Origin of the sequence: Streptomyces colwelliae (genome assembly GCF_048158785.1) — a bacterium.
Taxonomy (GTDB): Bacteria; Actinomycetota; Actinomycetes; order Streptomycetales; family Streptomycetaceae; genus Streptomyces.
This window is the reverse complement of sequence record NZ_JBLTJC010000168.1, coordinates 1-21,774: the sequence shown is the minus strand read 5'-3', so window position 1 is coordinate 21,774 and position 21,774 is coordinate 1. Positions and strand designations below refer to the sequence as shown.

Here is a 21,774-nt window from a genome sequence, read left to right as displayed (position 1 = left end):
CCCCGAAGAGGTTGGGGAGCAGCCGCCCCGTCCCTTCCGACGGGTCCTTCATGAAGTCGTCCAGCATCGTCTTCGCGGCCCGCTCGGGGTGCGCGGCCGTCGAAACCAGGCCCGCCAGCGTCATGTTGACGTTCTGGACGTACGCGGCCGGGTGCGTGATGTTGTACGGGTCCATGGGGTTGAGGCCGCGGGCGAAGGTCAGGATGCCCGCCGTGCCCTTCACCACGCCGGCGTCGAAGTGCAGGATCTCCGTGTTGACGGCCTGGTAGCCGTCGACCGCGTCCGCCTTCAACCGGGCCAGCGGGGGAGGCTCGGCGGGGGCGTGGGCGAGGGCCTTGCGGACCGCGCTCGCCGCCGTGCGGGCGGCCTCGTCGCGTTGGCGGCGGGCCTCGTTCAGGATCTCGTGGGCGCGCTGTACGGCGGCTGCGCCGGGGTCGGTTGTCGGCTCCTGTTTCTTGCCGCCGGCCGAGTCCGTGTCCGAGTCCGTGTCCGTCTTCAGCTTTGCCTTGTACTCGTCCGACGCCCGTTTGCCCGGCCCGTACAGATCGATCGCGTCCCGCGCCTGCCCCTGCGCCCACTCCACCGTCTCCGCGTACGACGACAGCGCCTTGCCCGCCGCGTGGCAGGCGTCCGCCGCCCGGAGCCACTTTGTGGGGTGCATCGCGAATTTCTTGCGGAACGCCTCGGCCGCCTCGCCCTGCCAGGACGACGAGTCGAGCTTTCGCATGCCGTCGCCGACCTTGTCGAACGCCGTGTAGAAGTCGGTCAGATGCTTGGCCGTCGCCCTGATCGCCTTCGCGTCGCCGTGGACCAGGTCCTTCGGCTGGTCGCTCTGGCCGAGTTGCCGCTCGCCCGGGGTTGCGCCCAGGTCCGAGGCGATGCGGTCGCCCGCGTTCTCGACCTTGTCCGCGAGGTCGTGTGCTCCGACCTTGTCCAGCGCGTCGCCGGCGACGTCCGTGCCCTTGTCGACGAGTTCGCCGGTGAGCTTCTTGCCCTCGTCGACCACATCGCCGACCTTGCCCAGACCGGAGTTGACCAGATCGCCGATCCCCATCAGCCCGCGTCCCCGCCCTGCCGGGTCTGTGCCTGTGCTGCCCGCGCCGCCTCCGCCGCCTTCGCCCGCTCCTCCGGTGACGGGCCCAACGGGCCGTCGAGCATGTCGTTGTACTCGTCCCCGCTCAGCCCCGCCGCGCTCGCCAGGTTCGCCGGGTTGAGGCCCGGGACCAACGGGCTGATCGTGTGCGAGGTCATCACGTCCCGCGCCGCGTCCTTGTAGGCCTGCCCGCTGTTGTCCAGCGCCTTGTCCATCGACGCGGCGCTGTAGTCCACACCGCCCGTGTACTCGTTGTTGCGCACCAGGTCGCCCCAGCTCTGTTGGGTGACCTCGTCCTCGGACGCGTATGGGTTGCCCATGCCCGCGTTCACGACGATCTTCATCGTGCCCTCGATGTACTGGTCCGTCTCGTGGAGCGTGCCCGCCGAAAGACCCACGCCCGTCGCGAAGTTGTTGCCCTCGTTCACCAGCGCGCGCACGCCCCACTCCCAGCGTTCGCAGAACGACGTGAACCCCGACAGCAGCTCCTCGTTGCCCAACTCCAGCCCGGAGAGGGCGAGTTCCGAGAATCCGCGGCCCGCTCCGGCCAGGCTGTCGATGCCCAGGTCCTTCAACTCGCCCAGCACCAGGGTGATCCCCTGTGCTATCTCGTCGAGCCCGGCCGCCTTGATGTCCTCGCCCGCGTCGCCACTCATCCCCGTATCCCCTCTGCGTCTGCGTCTGCGTCTACGTCCGCGTCCACCGCCACCGCCTCCGGCACGATCCCCGTCACCGGCGGAAACAGCACGCCCTCGCCCTCGGTGCCCACATCCAGCGCCACTCCGCACGGCACACCCACGGCGCTCACAGCCGGCACCGTCGCGTCCAACAGGCGGGCTCCCAGCAGTCGTTGATACGGCCACTCCCGCCCGCCTTCACCCCTCGCGATCGCGAACCTCGCCAACGCCGACTCGTTCGAAAACGCGTAGATCCACCGGATACCGCCGAAATCGCCGACCAGGGGTGCGTCGTCCTCGCCCGTGGGGACCAATACCGCCGTACGCCGGAACTCGCCCAGCAGCACCGCGAATTCACGCCGGCCGCGCGCGACGACATCGCTGCTCAGCGGGTCGCGGCCGACTGGGGGCGCAGGTGGTGGCTCCGGGGTGCTCATCTCCGCGTAGTCCGACAGCCGGGACCGTCGTATGTCCCCGGTCTCCCTGCCGTTGTCCATGTCGTTTCCCCCGCGATCAGACATGGGTGAAATCATCACACCAGCACATCGCGTACGGCAACGCGGATACCCGCCGCGGGGCCCGGTCGGTGCCGCAAGTGCCGTAAAACGGTGCATAGCGCAAGCCCATTGACAGCCCCGCGCGGGCTCATTCTTTGGTCACGGACAGCCTTCTCATCGTTCTCTTATGTCGGCCTTATGGCATCATCACGCGCCGTACCTAGCTTGCGGGCCATGTTCTTCACCTACCTGAGGCGCGAGTTGCGCCGCCGCAGAAAAGCGGCCCTCGTCGTCGCCTCCGGCCTCGCACTGGGCATTGCGCTGGTCATCGTGGTCAACTCCGTGTCCTCCGGCATGGGGAAGGCGCAGGACAAGGTCCTCCAGTCGCTGTACGGACTCGGTACGGACATGACCGTCACCAAGGCGGCCACGCCCACCGCGAGCGGCTCGCAGCAGCCGCGGTTCCAGTTCGACGCCAACAACAACGACGACAGCAAGACACAGAGCAGCGACCGCGTCATGGTCCAGGGCTTCACCACGCTGGCCTCCAGCACCGTCACCAAGGTGGCGGGACAGAGCGGCGTCTCGGACGCCGTTGGCGGGCTCAGCCTCAACGTCGTCAAGGTCGATGGCCAGTTCACCCGCGGCCAGTTCCAGCAGAACCAGGGGAGTGGCACCGGGGAAGGCGGAAACCGCGGCGGTGGCACCGGTGCGCCACAGGGTGAAGTCACCGGCGGTGGCGCCAACTTCAACATCAACTCGTACTCGGTGTACGGCACGGACGTCACCAAGCCCGCGCTCGGCCCGCTGACCTCCTCGAAGATCACCAGCGGCCGTACCTTCACCACCGCCGAGGCCAACTCCAAGGTCGTCGTCGCCGACTCGGCGTACGCCAAGACGAAGAAGCTCAAGGTCGGCTCCACCGTCACCATCAAGAGCGTCAAGTACAAGGTCATCGGCATCGCCACCGCGACCAGCGGTGACGCGGCGGCCAACCTGTACATCCCGCTGACGCAGGCGCAGACCCTGAGCGGTGACAAGAACAAGGTCACCACGATCTACGTCAAGGCGACCGACTCCAAGCAGATCTCGGCCGTCAAGAAGACCATTCAGGGCAATGTCTCGGGTACGACGGTCACCACCTCCGCCGATCTCGCCGACACCGTCTCCGGGTCCCTGTCCACCGCCTCCTCCCTCGCCACCAGCGTCGGCAAGTGGCTGTCGATCGCGGTCCTGATCGCCGCGTTCCTGGTCGCCGGTCTGCTCACCTCCTCGGCTGTCTCGCGCCGGGTGCGTGAGTTCGGCACGCTGAAGGCGCTCGGCTGGAAGTCCGGCCGGGTGACCCGGCAGGTGGTCGGCGAGGCCATCGTCAACGGACTGGTCGGCGGCGCCCTCGGTATCGCGCTCGGCCTGGCGGGCGCGTACGTCGTGACCGCGATCAGTCCGACCCTGTCGGCCTCCCTCGGCAGCACGGGCGGCGGCGGCGGTGGCGGCGGAGCGGGTGGTCCCGGCGGTGGCGGCGGCTTCGGCGGTGGCCGGCAGGCCGCGGCCAAGACGCTCGACGTCGCGCTCACCGCGCCCGTCAACGCCACCACCATCGCCCTCGCGGTCGGCCTCGCCGTGGCCGGCGGCCTGATCGCCGGCGCCTTCGGCGGCTGGCGAGCCTCCCGACTCCGCCCGGCGGACGCCCTGCGCAGAGTCGAGTAGCAGGCCTGGCGAAGTGAACTGCGGTCCGGCAGCGCGCCCCAAAGGGGCGCGGGGAACTGCGCGACCAGCCACATCGGACCCGCAGACGAACGACGGCGCAACCTGGGGTCCGTCATACCGGCGGACCCCAACCCCCTTTACTTCCCCAGGAGTTACCCCATGTACGAACTAAGAGGCGTCACCAAGCTCTACTCACGCGGCAAGGAAACCGTCCACGCCCTCGACGGCATCGACCTCACCATCGGCGACGGCGACCGCCTCGTCATCCAGGGCCCCACCGGCGGCGGCAAGTCCACCCTGCTCCAGATGATCGGCGCCCTCGACCGCCCCACCGCCGGCGAAATCGTCCTGGACGGCGTCGACTTGGCGAAACTCTCCGAGGCCAAGCTCACCAAGGTCCGCAGCGAGAACATCGGCTTCGTGTTCCAGTCCTTCAACCTGATCCCGACGCTCACCGCCCAGGAGAACGTCGAGACCGCCCTCGTACCGCTCGGCATGAAGGCGAAGATCAGGCGCGAACGGGCCGCCGAGGCGCTGGTCTCGGTCGGTCTGGGCGAGCGGGCGAACCACCTCCCCGGCGAGATGTCCGGAGGGCAGCAGCAGCGTGTCGCCATCGCCCGCGCCCTCGTCAAGCAGCCCAAGGTGCTGCTCGCCGACGAACCGACCGGCAACCTCGACGAGTCGATGCGCGACGAGATCATGGACGTACTGGAGCGCATGTGGAAGGAGCACGGGCTGACCTTCATCATGGTCACCCACGACTCCGCCATCGCGAAGAAGGCGCCGCGCCTCGCCACCATCCGCAAGGGCAAGATCACGGTGAAGGAGAACGCCGCGTCGAAGTAACTCGGTATCCACGCAAGGGAGTTCGGCGCTCAGATGAGGGACTCGGCGGAGCCCTACCGGAGTTCTCGCGAGCTGAACCCGTCGACTGCGTAACGGAGTTCGGGCGACGGCGTAACAGTTCGCGGACGCGCTTTCTTACCCTCCTCTCATCTCTTGAGCGGGTGATCACCCCTCGGCATACTGCGTATTCCGGGGGGTGTCACGCACAGGTGTGCGGGCTTTCCCCTGGCCGGGTGAACGGGGAATTCGCCCGGTACCTCAGCTCCAGGGGGAGTCTTGCGCAGACACGTGAAGAGAGCGTGCGCGGCCACCGTCGCCGCGTCCGCCGCCGTAGCCCTCGCCGCCGGAATGACCAGCCCGGCGGCCGCGAAGCCCGAATCCCGTACGGCCGGTGCCGCACAACTCGGTACCGCACAGGCCCGGATCAAGGGCGACCACCGCATCACCCTGATCACCGGCGACCGCGTCACCCTCGACGCCAAGGGCCGCGTCGCCGGTCTGGAGCCGGCGAAGGGCCGTGAACACATACCGGTTCAGGTCCGCAAGCTCGACGGGCACACGCTCGTCATACCCGTCGACGCGGCCCAGCTGGTCGCGTCCGGCAAGCTCGACCAGCGGCTCTTCGACGTCACCGAGCTCAACAAGTCCGCGGAGCGCGCCTCCCAGAAGGCCGGTCTGAAGGTCATCGTCGGCTACCAGGGCGCCGCCACCGCCACCAAGGCCGACGTCCGGGACGCGGGCAGGCTGCGCCATTCGCTGAAGACGCTGAACGCCGACGCCGTGCAGACCCCGCAGCAGGACACGCCCGAGCTGTGGAAGGCCGTCACCAACGGCGACAAGTCGGCCGCCGGTATCGCGCACGTCTGGCTCGACGGCGTCCGCAAGGCCAGCCTCGACAAGTCCGTGCCGCAGATCGGCGCCCCGAAGGCGTGGGCGGCCGGCTACACCGGCAAGGGCGTGAAGATCGCCGTACTGGACACGGGAGTCGACGCCGACCACCCGGACCTGAAGACACAGGTCGTCGAGTCCAAGAACTTCTCCACGGCCACCGACGCGAACGACCACTTCGGTCACGGCACGCACGTCGCCTCGATCGCGGCGGGCACCGGCGCCAAGTCGGGCGGCAAGTACAAGGGTGTCGCGCCCGACGCGAAGATCCTCAACGGCAAGGTCCTCGACGACAGCGGCTCCGGTGACGACTCCGGCATCCTCGCCGGGATGGAGTGGGCGGCGGCCGAGGGCGCCTCCGTCGTCAACCTCAGCCTCGGCGGCTACGACTCCCCGGAGATCGACCCGCTCGAAGCCGAGGTCAACAAGCTCTCCACCGAGAAGGGGATCCTGTTCGCGATCGCCGCGGGCAACGAGGGCCCGCAGTCGGTCGGTTCGCCCGGCAGCGCGGACGCGGCCCTCACGGTCGGCGCGGTCGACGGCAACGACAAGCTCGCCGACTTCTCCTCCACCGGCCCGCGCGTCGGCGACGGCGCCATCAAGCCGGACGTCACCGCGCCGGGCGTCGACATCACCGCCGCCGCGGCCCCGGGCAGCCTCATCGACAACGAGGTCGGCGAGAACCCGCCCGGCTACCTGACCATCTCCGGTACGTCGATGGCGACCCCGCATGTCGCAGGCGCCGCCGCCATCCTCAAGCAGGAACACCCCACTTGGGGCTACGCCGAGCTGAAGGGCGCGCTCACCGGGTCCGCGAAGGGCGGCAACTACACGCCGTTCCAGCAGGGTTCGGGCCGTATCGCCGTCGACAAGGCCATCAAGCAGAACGTCGTCGCCGACCCGGTGTCGGAGAGCTTCGGCGTCCAGCAGTGGCCGCACACCGACGACACCCCGGTCACCAAGCAGGTCACCTACCGCAACCTCGGCACCGCGGACGTCACCCTCAAGCTCACCGTGGCCGCCACCAACCCCAAGGGCCAGACTGCTCCTTCGGGCTTCTTCAAGCTCGCCAAGACCTCGGTGACGGTACCGGCCGGCGGCGGCACGGCCTCGGTCGGCCTGACCGTGAACACCAAGCTGGGCGGCACGCTCGACGGCGCCTATTCCGCGTACGTGACGGCGACGGGCGGCGGGCAGAGCGTCCGTACGGCCGCGGCCGTGGTGCGCGAAGTCCAGTCGTACGACCTCACGTTGAAGTTCATCAACCGTGACGGCACCCCCGCGAAGTACTACACGGCCACGGTGGCGGGCCTGTCCGGCCTCGGTGCCGGCGGCTACTTCTCCCCCTACGACGAGTCGGGCACCGTCAAGGTCCGTGTCCCCAAGGGTGGTTACGTCCTCGACACCGGGATCTTCGTGGACCCGGAGGACTCCACCAAGGGCGCCGACTGGATCGCCCAGCCCAAGCTGGACATCGCCAAGAACACCACGGTCACGATCGACGCCCGCACCGCCAAGCCGGTCGACATCACCGTGCCGGACGCCGGCGCCAAGTCGGCCTTCGCGTCGCCGGGTTACTCGATCATGTCGGCGGACAGCGGAGCCTCCTTCGGCTGGTTCCTGGAGACGTACGCCAACTTCGGCTCCGCGCACCTCGGTCCGCAGATCACCGACGGTTCGCTGTCCGAGCAGTGGGACGCGCACTTCACCAAGGGCGGCGACGAGCAGTACGACACCACGACCGGCGGCACGGTCAAGCGGCTCGCCACCGGCTACACCAAGCACTACAAGGCGAGTGAACTCGCCACGGTGAAGACCCGGATGGGCGCCGCGGCGAGCGGCAAGACCGGCCTGCTCTTCGCCTTCGGCTATCTGCCGGGCGCCTTCGGCTCCTCCGCCACCAGCCGCCCGCAGGCGCTGCCCGCCACCCGCGTCCTGCACGTCTCCACCATCAACGGGGCACGGTGGGAGTTGGACTTCGAGCAGGACGGCGGCCTCGACCCGGACGGCTTCCCGATCGCCGAGGCCTCCTACGTCTCGAACGGCCTCCAGACCTTCAAGGGCGGCCAGGCCTACACCCGCACCTTCAACACGGCGGTCTTCGGCCCGCACCTCGACGACGTCTACGGCGTGTACCGCAGCGGCAACGAGATCTCCGGAATCGTGCCGCTGTTCGCCGACTCCGCGCGGAACGCGGGCTCGTCGCTGTTCACCTCGGTCAACACGACCCTGTACCGCAACGGCACCAAGGTGGGCTCCAACAAGGACCCGCTGTTCGGCCAGGAGGTGTTCAAGGTCCCGGCCGCCAACGCCTCGTACAAGCTGACCACTTCGGTGATCCGCAGCGTCAAGGTCGCCGCCGCCTCCACCCGGATCGACGCGAGCTGGACGTTCTCCTCGAAGAAGCCGAGCGGTTCCGCCGAGGCCAGACTCCCCGTCTCCACGGCCCGGTTCAACGCGGTCACCGGCCTGGACAGCCGCGTCGCGGCCGGCAAGAAGGCGACCTTCCCGGTCACCGTCGAGGGCGCGGCAGCCGGCCGCAACCTCAAGTCCCTGGGCGTGTGGGTGTCGTACGACTACGGCCAGACCTGGAAGAAGGTCAACGTCGTCAACGGCAAGATCACCGTCACCAACCCGGCCAAGGGCAAGGCCATCTCCTTCCACGCGAAGATCGCCGACAAGAAGGGCAACAAGTCGACGATCTCGATCTACAACGCGTACTACGGCAAGTGAGCCGCAGAACTTGCTGAGTGGCACGGTCAGTTGAGTGGCGGACGGCCCGCCGGAAGTTCACCTTCCGGCGGGCCGTCCGTGTTTTCCTGACCCCATGACCGCCGCCGTGACCGCCATGATCACCGCCGTCGTCGGTGTCCTCGGCACCCTCTTCGCGCCCGTCCTCAGCCAGCGCCTCACCGCACGGCAGCGCGCCGAGGAGGCCCAAGTCGCCGAACACAGGCGGCGGTTCGAGGATCGCCGGGACGCGTACACGGCGATGAACCGCTCCTCACGCCAGTTCCACACGCTCCTCAAGGACGCCCTGCACCGCATCCGCGACGGCGTCTACACCGAGCTGGAGCGCGATCAGTTGGAGGAGGCCCGCCGCGATTACCGGGACCGTTACGCCGAGGCGCAGATGGTCGTACCCGAGCGGATCCTGGACGCGTCCCGCTCGGTCAACGGGGTCCTCGCGGACGTGGACGCGGCCGTCAAACGGCTGGACCGGGGCCTGGCCCGGGACGGCGAGAGCGCCGAGCAGACCATGCTCGACCTGAAGGAGGCCGAGCCCCGGCTGGCCGCGATGCGGCTGCTGATGCGCGCGGACCTGGGTGTCACTGAGTGAGGTCGGGGCGCTGGGCCGAGGTGCCCGCCCGCGTCGCGTCCGTGCCCCAGCTCGCCAGCAGGCGCAGGGCGTCGGCCGACGGGGAGCCGGGCTCCGCGTGGTAGGTGATCAGGGACTGCTCGGAGCCGTCGCCCAGGCGGAAGCTCTCGTAGTGCAGGGTGAGCTCGCCGACCAGGGGATGGTGGAGATTCTTCACGCCGTAGGACTTCTCCTTGACGTCGTGGGTGGCCCACAGGCGCCTGAACTCCTCGCTCTTGACGGAGAGTTCGCCGACCAGGGCGGACAGGCGCGGGTCGTCCGGGTGGCAGCCCGCGTCCATCCGGAGCATGCTCACGATGTCCGTGGCCTTCTGCTCCCACTCCACGAACAGCTCCCGGTACTCGGGGCGCAGGAACACCAGCCGCGCCCAGTTCCGCTCCTGCGGCGGCAGCTGGGACCAGTCGCCGAAGACGGCCGCGGCCATCCGGTTCCAGACCAGGATGTCCGAGCGGCGGCCCGTGATGTACGCCGGGACCGTCTCGACCGAGTCGAGCAGCTGCCGTAGTGGAGTCCGCACGTGCTGGGTGGGGGGCGACGGCTTCTTCTTGTGCTGCTTCGGCTTCGCGAGGTGGGTGAGGTGCGAGGACTCGGCGTCCGACAGGCGCAGCGCGCGGGCGATCGCGTCGAGGACCTCCGCCGACACGTTCCGTCCGTTGCCCTGCTCCAGGCGGGTGTAGTACGCCACCGACACCCCGGCCAGCTGCGCCAGCTCCTCGCGGCGCAGCCCGGGCACCCTGCGGTGCCGCCCGAAGTCCGGCAGCCCCACGTCCTCCGGCTTCAGCCGGGCCCGCCGGGTGCGCAGGAACTCGCTCAGCTCGGCACGCCGGTCCAGGGGCGGTCCGGCGCCGGCCGCGGGCTCGGTGGCGGGTTCGGGCTGTTCGTCCATACGGTCCAGTATTCCCGGTCGTACGCCCAGGAGCCTGTCCTCGCTGGTGGTAGGCACAGCGGACGTACGCAGAGCCGTGGCCTGGGTAGCCTCCGGTCTTTCGGGCAGGCTAGGTCGCGTGCCCGGTCAGAAGGCGGCCGGGCGCGCATCCCCCCTAGGAGTGTTCCGGCATGACCACAGTCGCTGCGTACGCCGCCCCCGCCGCCAAGGCTCCCCTGGAGCGCACCACCATCGAGCGACGGGCCGTCCGCGAGTTCGACGTACTGATCGACATCAAGTTCGCCGGTATCTGCCACTCGGACATCCACCAGGCCCGCGAGGGCTGGGGCGAGGCCATCTTCCCGATGGTCCCCGGCCACGAGATCGCCGGCATCGTCTCCGAGGTAGGACCCGGCGTCACCAAGTTCCAGGTCGGCGACCGGGTGGGCGTCGGCTGCATGGTCGACTCCTGCCGCGAGTGCGACAACTGCAAGGCGGGCCTGGAGCAGTACTGCACCGCCGGCAACGTCGGCACGTACAACGCCATCGGCAAGGACGGCGAGCCCACCTACGGCGGCTACTCCGAGAAGGTCGTCGTCGACGAGAACTACGTCCTCGGCATCCCCGAGGGCATCGCCCTGGACGAGGCCGCGCCGCTGCTCTGCGCCGGCATCACCCTGTACTCGCCGCTGAAGCACTGGAACGCCGGCCCCGGCAAGAAGGTCGCGATCGTCGGCATGGGCGGCCTCGGCCACATGGGCGTCAAGATCGCGCACGCGCTCGGCGCGGAGGTCACCGTCCTCTCGCAGTCCCTGCGCAAGCAGGAGGACGGCCTGAAGCTGGGCGCCGACCACTACTACGCGACCAGCGACCCGAAGACCTTCGAGGAGCTGCGGGGCAGCCTCGACCTGATCGTCTCCACGGTGTCGGCCCCGCTCGACCTCGGCGCGTACCTGTCGCTGCTGAAGACGGACGGCGCGCTGGTCAACGTGGGCGCCCCCGAGGAGCCCGTCTCCCTCAACCTGTTCTCCGTGATCGGCGGCCGCAAGACCCTCGCCGGATCCGGCATCGGCGGCATCCAGGAGACCCAGGAGATGCTGGACTTCTGCGCCGAGCACGGCTTCGGCGCCGAGATCGAGCTGATCTCCGCGGACCAGATCAACGAGGCGTACGAGCGGGTGCTGGCCAGTGATGTGCGGTACCGGTTCGTGATCGACACGGCCACGATCTGATTCTGCGGCCGCGTTCAGTGAGGGTCCCGGAGCTGTAGTGCTCCGGGACCCGGTGCGCTGTCGAGTGCGGGTGCGTGGGGGCTGGTCGCGCCCACGCGGCGGAGCCGCAAATCGATACAGTCCCGCGCCCCTGAAAACACCGGTCGCCCTGCGTCTTTTAGGGGCGCGGGGAACGGCGCGAGCAACCACGACGCACTCGCAGCCGCCGACGAACCTCAGCCCCCCACCCTGTTCCGCCCCAACAGCCACAACAGATACGGTCCCCCGACCAACGAGGTGAGCGCCCCCACCGGAACCTCCAGCGGAGGCAGCACCGTGCGGGCAGCGAGATCCGCCGCCACAAGAATCACCGCACCCGTCAACGCCGAGCAGACCAACGGCAGTTGAGGCGTACGGGTGAGCCGCCGGGCCAACTGCGGCGCGGTCAGCGCGACGAACCCGATCGGCCCGGCCGCCCCGGTCGCCGTCGCGGCCAGCACCACCCCGAGCACGGTCAGCGCGAGCCGCGTCCGGTCCACCCGCACCCCGAGCGAGGCCGCGGTGTCGGCGTCCAGCCCGAGCGGCCGCACGGCCCGGCTCGCCCACACCAACGCGGGCAGACACACCAGCAGTACGACGGCCAGCGGCCCCGCCTGCTCCCAGCCCCGCCCGTTGAGGGAACCGGTCAGCCACAGCTTGACCGTCTCGGCGGCCTCCAGCTCGCTGTCCGAGAGATACAGCTGCACTACGGCCGACAGGGCGACGCCGATCCCGACACCCGTCAGTACGAACCGACTTGGCTGCATCCCGTGCCGCCACGCCAGCACATACACGAGCGCGGCGGCCGCGAGTCCGCCCACGACGGAGACGGCGGGCATGGCGCTGGGTGAGCTGACGACCCCGGCGGACAGCGCGAGCACGGTCGCGGCGGCGGCACCGTGCCCGACACCGATCACGTCCGGACTGGCCAGCGGATTCCGGGTGACGGTCTGCACGAGCGCCCCGGCGAGCCCGAGGGCGACTCCGACCAGCGCGCCCAGAACGATCCGGGGGACCCGCAACTCATTGACGACGAGGTCGTACTGCCCCGAACCGGTCCGGAGCGTGTGCCACACCGCGCCGGGCGGGATGTAGGTCTGCCCGCAGCAGGCGGCGGCGGTCATCGCAACGGCCAGGACGAGTACGAGAGTCGCGGCCACGAGGGCCGAACGGCGGTGCAGGAGAAGGGAGATGGAGGGGTGAGGGCGCAGGACGCTGACACCAGTGGCGCTCATACGGCCGTCGCCTTCCGCCGTACCAGCACCACCAGCACCGGCACCCCCACCAACGCCGTCATCACCCCGGCCGGCACCTCGGCAGGAGAGCGCACGACCCGTCCCGCCACGTCCGCCGCGACCAGCAGCGCCGCGCCGAGCAGCGCGGACAGCGGGAGCAGGGCGCGGTGGCCGCCGGAGGTGAGGCGGCGGGCGAGGTGCGGGACGGCGAGTCCGACGAAGGCGATGGGGCCGGCGGCGGCCACCGCGGACGCCACCAGCAGGGTCGCCCCGAGCGCCGCACACACCCGGACGCGCCCCACCCGATGCCCCAGCGCCCGCGCCGTCTCGTCCCCGAGGGCCAGCGCGTCCAGCCCGCGCGCACAGGCGAGGACCAGCAGCGCCCCGGCCACCAGGAACGGCAGCATCTCTACGACCGTGTCGGCGTCCCGTCCGCTCAGCGAGCCGACCTGCCAGAACCGGAACTGGTCCAGCGTCGCCGAACTCGACGTCAGGACGACGGTCGTACCACCGGCGGTCATCGCCGACAACGCCGTACCGGCGAGGGCGAGTTTGACCGGCGAGGCCCCGCCCCGGCCGCGCGCTGCGATGCCGTAGACGAGGCAGGCGGCGAGGACGGCGCCGGCGAAGGCGTACCAGACGTAGCCGGTAAAACCGCTCGCGAGGCCGGTCGCGATGGCGAGGACGACGCCGGCCGCCGCGCCCTGGCTCAGGCCGAGGATGCCGGGATCGGCGAGAGGGTTGCGGGTGACGGCCTGGAGTGCGGCGCCCGCGACGCCGAGTGCCGCGCCCGCCGTCAGCCCGATCTCGGTGCGGGGCAGCCGCAGCGACCGTACGACCAGCGCGTCGGGTGAACTCCCGCCGTGGAAAAGGGCGTTGAGTACCTCGGACGGGGGGACCGGGCGGGTGCCGACGGCGAGGCTGAGCAGCACGGCGGCGGCCACCGCGAGGGTGGCCGCCGGCCAGGCGAGACGTTTGACGCTCACTGCGTACTCTCTGCTGTTCCGCTGCCTGTCTTTCTGCCTGCTTCGCTACTTGCTGATGTCCTCGGCGAGTTGGAGGACGACGAGGCGTGCGGCGGTCGGGCCGGCGTTGAGGTACCAGGGGTCGTCGTCGACCTTCACGGCGTGTCCGGCCTTGACCGCCGACATCGACTTCCACAGGGGGCCGGCGAGCACGCTCGCGGCATCCGTCTTGTCCGCGTCGCCCTGCACGGAGTAGAAGATCCAGTCACCGTCCGCCTTGTCGATGCTCTCGGCGCCGATGTCCTCCGAAATCGCCTTGAACTGCTGGGACTTGGGCCGGTCGAGGCCCATGTCGACGGCGATGGAACCGGTGAAGGAGGAGACACCGAACATCCGGGTCCGGCCGGGCGTGAACCGCAGCATCGACACGGAGGTCTTCGACAGCGCCTCGCCCTTCTCGTGCGCGTCCTCGACGATGCCGTCGAGCAGTTCCTGCGCCTGCTGGCCCTTGCCGATCGCGTCGCCGACGAGGAGGAGGTCGCGCTTCCAGTTGATGCCGTTGCCCGCGGTGATGACGGTCGGCGCGATCTTCGACAGCTTGGGGTAGAGGTCGCCGAGCGAGTCGTTGGCGAGGATCAGGTCGGGCTTCGCGGCGGCGAGGGTCTCCAGGTTGGGCGCCTGGCGCGTGCCCGCGTCCGTCATCGCGGCGAGCTTCGACTTGTCGGAGGGGAAGGCGTCCGCGAGGTAGTCGGGGACGAGGCCGGCGTTGTCGGCGCGGGTGGTGGCCGTCGGGACGGTACCGAGGGAGAGCAGGTCGTCGAGCTGGCCGGTGCTCAGCACGGCGATCTTCGTGGGCTTCGACTTGATCGTCGTCGTGCCCTCGAAGTGGGTGACGGTCCGGGGGAAGGTCCCGTCGGTGTCGGTGTCCGCGCCCATACCGGTCGCGAGGGTGCTGGGTGCGGCGGACGGCCCCTCCGAGGCGCCGATCACCTTGTTCTGCGTGCCCTCGCCGGTCTTCTCGGCATCGTTGTCAGCGGAGGACGACGAACACCCGGCCAGCAACCCCCCGACAGCGGACACGGCGACCATCCCCGTGACGGCCTTCCTCTTGAACGCGCGCACTGTCACTGTCTCTCCGATCAAATCCGGCCAGGTAAGGCTTACCTTAACTTGCCGTCGGAGTAGCTTGGGCATGAGGAGGCCCACACGATGACCGTGCAGCTGAACCACACCATCGTCGCCGCGCACGACAAACACACGTCGGCCCGATTCCTCGCCGACCTCCTGGGCCTCCAAGTGAGCCCGCAGTACGGCCCGTTCATCCCGGTCGCGATCCCCAACGGGGTGACCCTCGACTACATGGACCACCCCGGTTCCCGTGGTGAGATCACTCCGCAGCACTACGCGTTCCTGGTCTCGGAGGACGACTTCGACGCGATCTTCGGCCGTATCCGGGCAGCGGGGCTCACGTACTGGGCGGACCCGGCGCATCGTCGCGCGGGGGAGATCAACACGAACGACGGAGGCCGGGGAGCATACTTCGACGACCCGAACGGCCACAGCCTGGAGATCCTGACGCGGCCGTACGGCAGCGGGCTCACCGGGTGAGGAACGACTCGCCGGCTCCGTAGGACCGTACGGACACCTCGCCGTCCGAGGTGCCGGTGGGCCGTACGGAATGGGCGCGGCCCAGCCCGGACACGTGGGCTCGACCGTCCGCCGCCACCTCGACCAGGGTGTTCTCGTCGATGGCGACGCCGTGGGGAAGCCGGTGCCGGGTGACGGCGGCGATGAGCCGGGGCAGCGTCCCCCACTGCGCCGCGTGCGCGTCGACGGCGAAGGGCACCAGCCCCAGCCCCTCCCGTACGGCGATCTCGTCCAGGTCCTCGGCGGTGTCCTCCGGGCACACCGGAACGCCGTCGAGCAGCCACCCGCCGACGACGGCCGACCGCGCGGCGAGGGCGGCACCGGCGGAGAATCCGGCGTACGGCACACGCCGCTCGGCGAGCAGCCGCGGCAACCGGTCGAGACACCCGGCGAAGGCGTCCTGATAGGCGGGGGTCAGCCCACCGCACACCAGCATCCCGTCGACGTCCGGGACCACCTCGGCATCGAAGCGCCCACCGATCGGCACGAGCACCGGTACGGGAGTGCAGTCGGCGGCCCGTCTCAACACGGCGTCGTAGCGGGCGAATTGCCGGTCCCCGTCCCCCTCGCCCTCATCGACGATCACACAGGCGATACGGGGCGCGGACCCGGCGGCGCCGCCCGCGGCGCGGAGGAAGGGTTCGTGGACGACGGGGGTGGCCCATCCACCGCCGATCAGAAAGGTACTGGGTCCGGTGGGCTCGCTGGGCTCGGTCACGGACGCATCAAATCCCGTGCCTCCGGCCCCTGTCACACTCTTTTGCCACCTGGGGCCGCCGTTCGCCGTTCGTCATGCGTCGAGATAGCGAAGGCGGTCGCCGGCGGGGCCGATGTGCACGCGGCCGTCACGGATCTGCCACTCGCTCATCCCGTCCATCTCGTGGCTGGCGTGGAACAGCCCCGTCACGTGGTCGTTGTCCTCGTCGGAGGGCGGGATGCGGGCGATGGTCCGCAGCAGATCCAGCATCGGCTCGACCGAGTCCGCGTGGATGTCGGCGCCGTAGAAGACGTAGTGGATCCAGTTGTAGTGGCGGCCCGGCAGGGCCCACGCCTCGTTGTACGGGTAGTCGACCTCGGGGGAGCGGATGATCCGTTCGAGCTGGGCCAGCTGCGGTGCGTCGCACTGTAGGAAACCCCGGACGCTGACGAAGACGGCCATCCTCAACTCTCCCTGTCCACAGTGGCGTTCATGAGCGCGCGCCCGTCACCTCGCTCCGCAGCCGTACCGCGTCCTGCCCCGGTGGCCGGCCGAACGCGCGGCGGTATTCGCGGCTGAACTGGGACGCGCTGTCGTAGCCGACCGCGAAGCCGACGTCGGAGACATCGCCCGCGCTGCTCATCAGCAGCAACCGGGCCTCCTGGAGGCGGATCCGCTTCTGGTACTGGATCGGGGTCAGTGCGGTCACCGCGCGGAAGTGCCGGTGGAAGGGCGAGGCGCTCATGCCGGCGAGCCGGGCCAGGTCGTCGATGCGGAGGGTCTCCGTGTGGTGGTCGCGGATCCAGCGAATGGCCCTGCCGATATGGGTGAGTTGGCTGTCGGCGAGCCCGATCTGCCGTACGAGGGCGCCCTGTTCGCCGGTGATCAGCCGCCACAGGATCTCCTTCTCGATCAACGGCGCGAGCACCGGCGCATCGCCGGGACGGTCGCACAGCCGTAGCAAACGCACTGCCGCGTCGAGGAGTTCGGCGGGTGCGTCGCACACGGCGAGACCGTGCGGGGTGGTCGTCGCGCGGGGGAGCGGGGTGGCTCCCGTGTCGAGCAGCAGGGAGGCGATCTTCGCGGGTTCGAGGGCCAGGCCGCAGGCGAGGAAGGGTTCTTCGGGGGTGGCCCGCGTGTAGTGGCCGGCGACCGGGAGATCGACCGAGACGACGAGGTACTGCCCGGCTCCGTAGTCGTGGACGCGGTCGCCCAATGTGAGCCGCTTCGAGCCCTGCGCGACGATCGCCAGGACGGGGCGGGCGACGCTCGTGCTCGGCGCCTCCGGCTCGTCGGCCCTGGCCAGCAGCAGACCGCCGACGGCGAGGGGCGCGCGGTCGGCGTGCCGGTCGATCAGGGCGCGCAGTTCCCTCAGGAGCGCGGGTGGGTCTGGATGCACCTTCCGATCCAAGCACCGGGAGGAGCCGCCCGCAACCGTCCGCCCGTGCGGCAGGTCGACAGGATCGTGCAAGCGGGCGGTGGGATCGCCCTAACGATTCCGCAGGTCACGGTGGTGTCCTTGAGGAGTCGGTTTCCCGGCCACTTCCCACAGGAGCACTTCATGACACTCGACTCGTACGTCGGTCTCGGCCGTTCCGGCCTCAAGGTGAGCCCCTTCTGCCTCGGGGCGATGAACTTCGGCGAGGACGGCGGCTTCGGCTGCGGCGTAGAGGAGTCCGAGAAGATCCTCCAGGCCTACCTCGACCGCGGCGGCAACTTCGTCGACACCGCGAACTTCTACACGAACGGCCACTCGGAGGCGATCCTCGGCGACTTCCTCGCCGCCCACCCCGGCCTGCGCGACCGCCTGGTCCTGGCCACCAAGTTCTACGGCAACCTCCACCTCGGCGACCCCAACGGCGGCGGCGCGAGCCGCAAGGCGATCATCGGCCAGCTGGAGGACTCGCTGCGCCGCCTCCGCACCGACTACATCGACCTGTACTGGCTGCACAACCACGACCGTTCCACCCCGGTCGAGGAGACCCTACGGACGCTGGACGACCTGGTGACGGCCGGCAAGATCCGCTACGTCGGCTTCTCCGACACCCCGGCCTGGTTCACCGCGAAGGCCCACACGACGGCCCTGCTGCGCGACTGGACCCCGGTCACCGCACTCCAGTTGGAGTACTCGCTCCTGGAACGCACCATCGAGGGCGAGTTGATCCCCCTGGCCCAGGACGCCGGAATGGGCGTACTGCCGTGGAGCCCCCTCAAGAGCGGCTTCCTGTCCGGGAAATACACCCGGGAACACTCAACTCCCGCCGACACCAAGCGCTCCGCGTTCCTCGGCGCCCCAACTGACGCCCAGTTCACGGTGATCGACGCGCTCGCCGAGGTCGCGGAGCAGACGGGCGCGACCTCCGCCGCCGTGGCCCTGTCCTGGGTCCAGTCCCGCCCCGGCATCACCTCCACCCTCATCGGCCCCCGCACCCTGGCCCACCTGGAAGCCAACCTCGCGGCCCTGGACCTCCACCTCACCCCGGCCCAGACGGCCGCCCTCGATGAGGTGTCCACGCCCACCCTCAACTTCCCCCACGACCTCAACCGGCAGGTCGGCGACATGCTCAAGTACGCGGGGGCGACGGTGGACGGGGTGCCGAGCGCGGTGTATCCGCCGCTGCTGGAGAGCGGGGCGCGGTACTGAGCGGCGGCGCGGGTCCCCGAGGTCGACGCGTCAACCCCGTACCTCAACTCCGTTGCGTGAAACGGCATTTCGTGGCTCCTCGGCGTGGTCGTTACGGTCGGATTCATGGAGCCGAATCTGTGGAATTTCCCGACGGCCGAAGAACTCGCGGCCGCCCTGCGTGCCGGTGACGTGTCCTCGGCGGAACTGACCGACGAGGCGATCACCCGTATCGAACGGCACGACAAGGAGATCAACGCGGTCTGCGTGCCGGACTTCGACCGCGCGCGGGCCGCGGCACACGCCGCCGACCAGGCACGCGCCCGCGGCGAGGACCGGCCGCTGCTCGGCATCCCCGTGACGGTCAAGGAGTCGTACGACATCGCCGGGCTGACCACGACCTGGGGCATGCCGGAGCACCGTAGCCATCTGCCGGCCGAGGACGCGGTGCAGGTGTCACGGCTCAAGGACGCGGGCGCGGTGATCCTCGGCAAGACCAACGTGCCGCTGGGACTACAGGACGTACAGAGCTTCAACGAGATCTACGGCACCACCAACAACCCCTGGGACCACGGCCGTACGCCGGGCGGATCCTCCGGCGGATCGGCGGCGGCCCTGGCGTCCGGGTTCGGCGCGCTGTCCATCGGCTCGGACATCGGCGGTTCGCTGCGCACGCCCGCGCATTTCTGCGGTGTCTACGCCCACAAGCCGACCCTCGGGCTGGCGGCGATCCGCGGCATGGTCCCGCCGACCGCGCCGGCGTTCCCGGCCGAATCCGACCTCGCCGTCGTCGGACCGATGGCGCGCACCGCCCGCGACCTCACGCTCCTGCTCGACGTCATGGCTGGCCCGGACCCGCTGACGCACGGTGTCGCGTACGACGTCACGCTGCCGCCCGCGCGCCACGAGCGGCTCGGCGACTTCCGGGTCCTGGTCCTCGACGAGCATCCGTTCATCCCGACGGGGGCCGCGGTGCGGGCGGGCGTGGACCGGGTCGCCGACGCGCTCGCCGACGCCGGTGCGCGCGTCGAACGGCACAGTCCGCTGCTGCCCGATCTGGCCGAAGCCGCTCTGCTCTACGCGCAGTTGCTGTTCTCGGGCTTCGCCGCACGTTTCCCCGTCGAGGCGTACGAGCACTTCCGCACCCTCGCCGCCGCACTGAGCCCGGACGATCGGAGTCTCGACGCGGCGCGGCTGCGCGCCATGGTGTTCAGCCACCGGGACTGGACCGAGGCGAACAACCGGCGCGAGCTGCACCGTCACGGCTGGCGGCGGCTGTTCGGCGAGTTCGACGCCGTGGTGTGTCCCGTGACGCCGACGCCCGCGTTCCCGCACGACCACGACCCCGATCCGCTGGCACGCCGGCTCGACATCGACGGCGTGCCGCACCCGTACCTCGACCAGCTCGTCTGGGCCGGCCTGGCCACCATGCCCGGGCTGCCCGCCACGGCCGTACCGGCTGGCCTGTCCCCCGAGGGTCTGCCGGTGGGGGTGCAGATCGTCGGCCCGATGTTCGAGGACCGCACCCCGCTGCGGCTGGCCGAACTGCTGGAGGAGAGGATCGGCGGCTTCCAGGCGCCGGCGTAGGGCGTAGGGCGTAGGGCGTAGGGCCGCAGGGCGCAAGGCGCGGGGCGTACGAGCAGGTCGGTCGCGGAATCGCGCGGACCCCTCGTGTGTTGAGCACACTGGGTAAAGGATGCCGGTGAGGTACGAGCCGGGTGACCGAACTGCCCGAGTGACCGAGCTGACGGAAATTGGAGGGTCGCAATGGCTGCGCAGACGCAGAGGGCCGTGCTGGCGGGCGGATGCTTCTGGGGGATGGAGGAGCTGGTCCGCCGGCTCCCGGGCGTGACGGCGACCCGGGTCGGCTACACCGGCGGAGACGTGCCGAACGCGACGTACCGTAACCACGGCACGCACGCGGAGGCCATCGAGATCCTCTACGACCCGGAGCAGACCGACTACCGCGCGCTCCTGGAGTTCTTCTTCCAGATCCACGACCCGAGCACCAAGAACCGCCAGGGCAACGACATCGGCCTCAGCTACCGCTCGGCGATCTACTACGTCGACGACGAGCAGAAGCGCGTCGCCGAGGACACGATCGCGGACGTGGACGCGTCGGGCCTGTGGCCGGGCAAGGTCGTCACCGAGGTGGAGCCGGTGGGCCCCTTCTGGGAGGCCGAGCCGGAGCACCAGGACTACCTCCAGCGGTACCCGGACGGCTACACCTGCCACTTCCCGCGGCCGGGGTGGCGGCTGTCGGCCCGCACGGAGAGCTGACACCGAGCATCATCCCCAGGCGTGCGCCCCCTTCCTTGGGTGGAAGGGGGCGCACGTCTCTGTCCGGGCGGTGGTGCTGTTCTCGGTCTAGGCGGTGGTGCCGTTCTTGGCGAACGTCCACACCGCGTGGCTGCCGGGGCCGACGGTGAGGGTGGAGTTGCCGATCTGCTCCACGTGCCGGTCCTTCACGGGCCGGTTGAGTGACATGTCGACCTGCTGGTACCCCGCCTGTTCGCGCGGGACGACGTCGAGCCGGATCGTGGTGCCGCCGCCCTCCGCGACGACGCCCCCGCCCGTCACCGTCCGGACGGTGAACCCGCCGGCCCGCAGCAGCGGCACGGTGTCGCCGAGGTCGCCCGCGGTGACCGCGATCCGGACGGCGGTCACGTCACGCATGAGGTGGGTGCGGTAGTCGTCGGAGAGATAGCGCTCCCGGCCGACGTCACCGGGGAAACTCGGCGGCTCGGTGTTGCTGCGCGGATCGGCGAAGTACTCCGGCCGGTACTCCATGCCCCAGGCCCCGAAGGCGTCGTACTGGGTGTCGGTGAAGACGGCGTCGAACCACGGCACGAGCACACCGTCACCGAAGTCCCGGGTCTGGAAGAAGTCGATGGGCTGGGCGACTCCCTCGTCCTTCAGCCGCTCCTTGACCGTCGCCAGTTCGCCCGCGTGTTCGACCGAGAGGCCGAGTCCGGCGGAGCCGAGGGTGCCGTCCTGGCCGGGGACGTCACCGATTCCGAGCAGTTCCAGATAGGTCTCGTGGCCCATCAGATAGCGGCCGGTCCAGGTCTGGCCGCCGGAACCGGTCGTTGTACGGACCTGGAAGTTGGCGAACTCCCGCAGGTAGTCGGAGTGTTCGATGGCGTCGGCGGTCTCCCGGTCGAAGACGCCGTAGGAGTGGTTGTAGAACAGCAACTGCCGATCGTAGGAGCCGCCCGAGGCCCGGCTCCCCTCGGCCTGGGCCGTCCCCAGCCCACCCCCGATCGCTCCGGCGAGGGCCACAGCGAGCACGATGATCATCCGTAGTGTCCGACGAATCAACATGTGCGGGAGCGTACGGCGGGGGAGGGTGCGGGCGCGGGTCTTTGCGAACGAGGCCTAAATGCTTGACACATGGCGTTCTGG

The 21,774-nt window shown here is 69.9% G+C and carries 20 protein-coding genes; 9 read left to right on the top strand and 11 right to left on the bottom strand.

Annotated elements, in window-relative coordinates:
* The 3 genes from ACNFOC_RS30095 to ACNFOC_RS30085 form a co-directional block, all read right to left on the bottom strand.
* The coding region (locus tag ACNFOC_RS30095) for a putative T7SS-secreted protein (RefSeq protein ID WP_416962212.1) at positions 1-1,054 on the bottom strand (1,054 nt) is incomplete at its 3' end.
* Complete coding sequence (locus tag ACNFOC_RS30090) at positions 1,054-1,749, bottom strand: hypothetical protein (RefSeq protein ID WP_416962211.1); 696 nt, start codon at positions 1,747-1,749, stop codon at positions 1,054-1,056. The genes ACNFOC_RS30090 and ACNFOC_RS30095, both read right to left, overlap by 1 nt.
* On the bottom strand, positions 1,746-2,291 hold the full coding sequence (locus tag ACNFOC_RS30085) for a hypothetical protein (RefSeq protein WP_416962210.1): 546 nt from the start codon (positions 2,289-2,291) through the stop codon (positions 1,746-1,748). Before ACNFOC_RS30085 ends, ACNFOC_RS30090 begins: the two co-directional genes overlap by 4 nt.
* A gap of 210 nt (positions 2,292-2,501) precedes the next feature.
* Here ACNFOC_RS30085 and ACNFOC_RS30080 point away from each other — a divergent pair, with 210 nt between their 5' ends.
* The 4 genes from ACNFOC_RS30080 (at position 2,502) to ACNFOC_RS30065 (ending at position 9,048) form a co-directional block, all read left to right on the top strand.
* Complete coding sequence (locus ACNFOC_RS30080; protein WP_416962209.1) at positions 2,502-3,974, top strand: ABC transporter permease; 1,473 nt, start codon at positions 2,502-2,504, stop codon at positions 3,972-3,974.
* 159 nt (positions 3,975-4,133) lie between these two features.
* Positions 4,134-4,820 (top strand): ABC transporter ATP-binding protein, encoded by a 687-nt coding sequence (locus tag ACNFOC_RS30075; protein ID WP_266861382.1) that lies wholly within the window; start codon positions 4,134-4,136, stop codon positions 4,818-4,820.
* Between the two features lie 288 nt (positions 4,821-5,108).
* Positions 5,109-8,441, top strand: coding sequence for a S8 family peptidase (locus ACNFOC_RS30070; protein ID WP_416962208.1), 3,333 nt, complete (start codon positions 5,109-5,111; stop codon positions 8,439-8,441).
* Between the two features lie 94 nt (positions 8,442-8,535).
* Positions 8,536-9,048 (top strand): hypothetical protein, encoded by a 513-nt coding sequence (locus tag ACNFOC_RS30065; RefSeq protein ID WP_416962207.1) that lies wholly within the window; start codon positions 8,536-8,538, stop codon positions 9,046-9,048.
* Here ACNFOC_RS30065 and ACNFOC_RS30060 read toward each other — a convergent pair.
* The gene (locus ACNFOC_RS30060) at positions 9,038-9,973 is read right to left on the bottom strand and encodes a helix-turn-helix domain-containing protein (protein WP_416962206.1); all 936 of its coding nucleotides are present in this window, start codon (positions 9,971-9,973) and stop codon (positions 9,038-9,040) included. The two genes, ACNFOC_RS30065 and ACNFOC_RS30060, sit on opposite strands and share 11 nt — an antisense overlap.
* A gap of 170 nt (positions 9,974-10,143) precedes the next feature.
* Here ACNFOC_RS30060 and ACNFOC_RS30055 point away from each other — a divergent pair, with 170 nt between their 5' ends.
* Positions 10,144-11,184 carry an NAD(P)-dependent alcohol dehydrogenase gene (locus tag ACNFOC_RS30055; RefSeq protein WP_416962205.1) on the top strand — a complete coding sequence of 347 codons (1,041 nt, stop codon included), beginning with the start codon at positions 10,144-10,146 and terminating at the stop codon, positions 11,182-11,184.
* Positions 11,185-11,399: 215 nt separating this feature from the next.
* Here ACNFOC_RS30055 and ACNFOC_RS30050 read toward each other — a convergent pair whose 3' ends face one another.
* Genes ACNFOC_RS30050 through ACNFOC_RS30040 form a run of 3 tightly spaced genes read right to left on the bottom strand, consistent with a single transcriptional unit; the run spans position 11,400 to position 14,491 of the window.
* A complete protein-coding gene (locus tag ACNFOC_RS30050; RefSeq protein ID WP_416962204.1) occupies positions 11,400-12,437 on the bottom strand; it encodes a FecCD family ABC transporter permease in 1,038 nt (345 codons plus the stop codon).
* A complete protein-coding gene (locus ACNFOC_RS30045; RefSeq protein WP_416962203.1) occupies positions 12,434-13,423 on the bottom strand; it encodes a FecCD family ABC transporter permease in 990 nt (329 codons plus the stop codon). The genes ACNFOC_RS30050 and ACNFOC_RS30045 overlap by 4 nt, the downstream gene beginning before the upstream one ends.
* 45 nt (positions 13,424-13,468) lie before the next feature.
* Positions 13,469-14,491, bottom strand: a complete 1,023-nt coding sequence (locus ACNFOC_RS30040; RefSeq protein WP_416962214.1) for an ABC transporter substrate-binding protein — start codon at positions 14,489-14,491, stop codon at positions 13,469-13,471.
* Positions 14,492-14,611: 120 nt separating this feature from the next.
* Between ACNFOC_RS30040 and ACNFOC_RS30035 the strand changes: the two genes are divergently transcribed.
* Entirely contained in the window at positions 14,612-15,010 is a 399-nt protein-coding gene (locus tag ACNFOC_RS30035; RefSeq protein ID WP_416962202.1) for a VOC family protein, read from the top strand.
* On the opposite strand, the gene ACNFOC_RS30030 is transcribed toward ACNFOC_RS30035, so the two are convergent.
* From ACNFOC_RS30030 to ACNFOC_RS30020, 3 genes are all read right to left on the bottom strand, one after another.
* Positions 15,000-15,767: a type 1 glutamine amidotransferase family protein gene (locus ACNFOC_RS30030; RefSeq protein WP_416962201.1), complete on the bottom strand. Its 768-nt coding sequence runs from the start codon at positions 15,765-15,767 to the stop codon at positions 15,000-15,002. The two genes, ACNFOC_RS30035 and ACNFOC_RS30030, sit on opposite strands and share 11 nt — an antisense overlap.
* Before the next feature lie 72 nt (positions 15,768-15,839).
* A complete protein-coding gene (locus tag ACNFOC_RS30025) occupies positions 15,840-16,208 on the bottom strand; it encodes a hypothetical protein (RefSeq protein WP_416962200.1) in 369 nt (122 codons plus the stop codon).
* Positions 16,209-16,236: 28 nt separating this feature from the next.
* On the bottom strand, positions 16,237-17,145 hold the full coding sequence (locus tag ACNFOC_RS30020; protein ID WP_416962199.1) for an AraC family transcriptional regulator: 909 nt from the start codon (positions 17,143-17,145) through the stop codon (positions 16,237-16,239).
* 162 nt (positions 17,146-17,307) lie between these two features.
* Here ACNFOC_RS30020 and ACNFOC_RS30015 point away from each other — a divergent pair, with 162 nt between their 5' ends.
* The 3 genes from ACNFOC_RS30015 (at position 17,308) to msrA (ending at position 20,649) form a co-directional block, all read left to right on the top strand.
* Entirely contained in the window at positions 17,308-18,390 is a 1,083-nt protein-coding gene (locus ACNFOC_RS30015; RefSeq protein ID WP_416962198.1) for an aldo/keto reductase, read from the top strand.
* A gap of 105 nt (positions 18,391-18,495) precedes the next feature.
* Positions 18,496-19,956 carry an amidase gene (locus tag ACNFOC_RS30010; RefSeq protein ID WP_416962197.1) on the top strand — a complete coding sequence of 487 codons (1,461 nt, stop codon included), beginning with the start codon at positions 18,496-18,498 and terminating at the stop codon, positions 19,954-19,956.
* Between the two features lie 180 nt (positions 19,957-20,136).
* Positions 20,137-20,649: a peptide-methionine (S)-S-oxide reductase MsrA gene (msrA, locus tag ACNFOC_RS30005; protein WP_416962196.1), complete on the top strand. Its 513-nt coding sequence runs from the start codon at positions 20,137-20,139 to the stop codon at positions 20,647-20,649.
* Between the two features lie 87 nt (positions 20,650-20,736).
* On the opposite strand, the gene ACNFOC_RS30000 is transcribed toward msrA, so the two are convergent.
* Entirely contained in the window at positions 20,737-21,669 is a 933-nt protein-coding gene (locus ACNFOC_RS30000) for a DUF5829 family protein (protein ID WP_416962213.1), read from the bottom strand.
* Positions 21,670-21,774 lie beyond the last annotated feature (105 nt).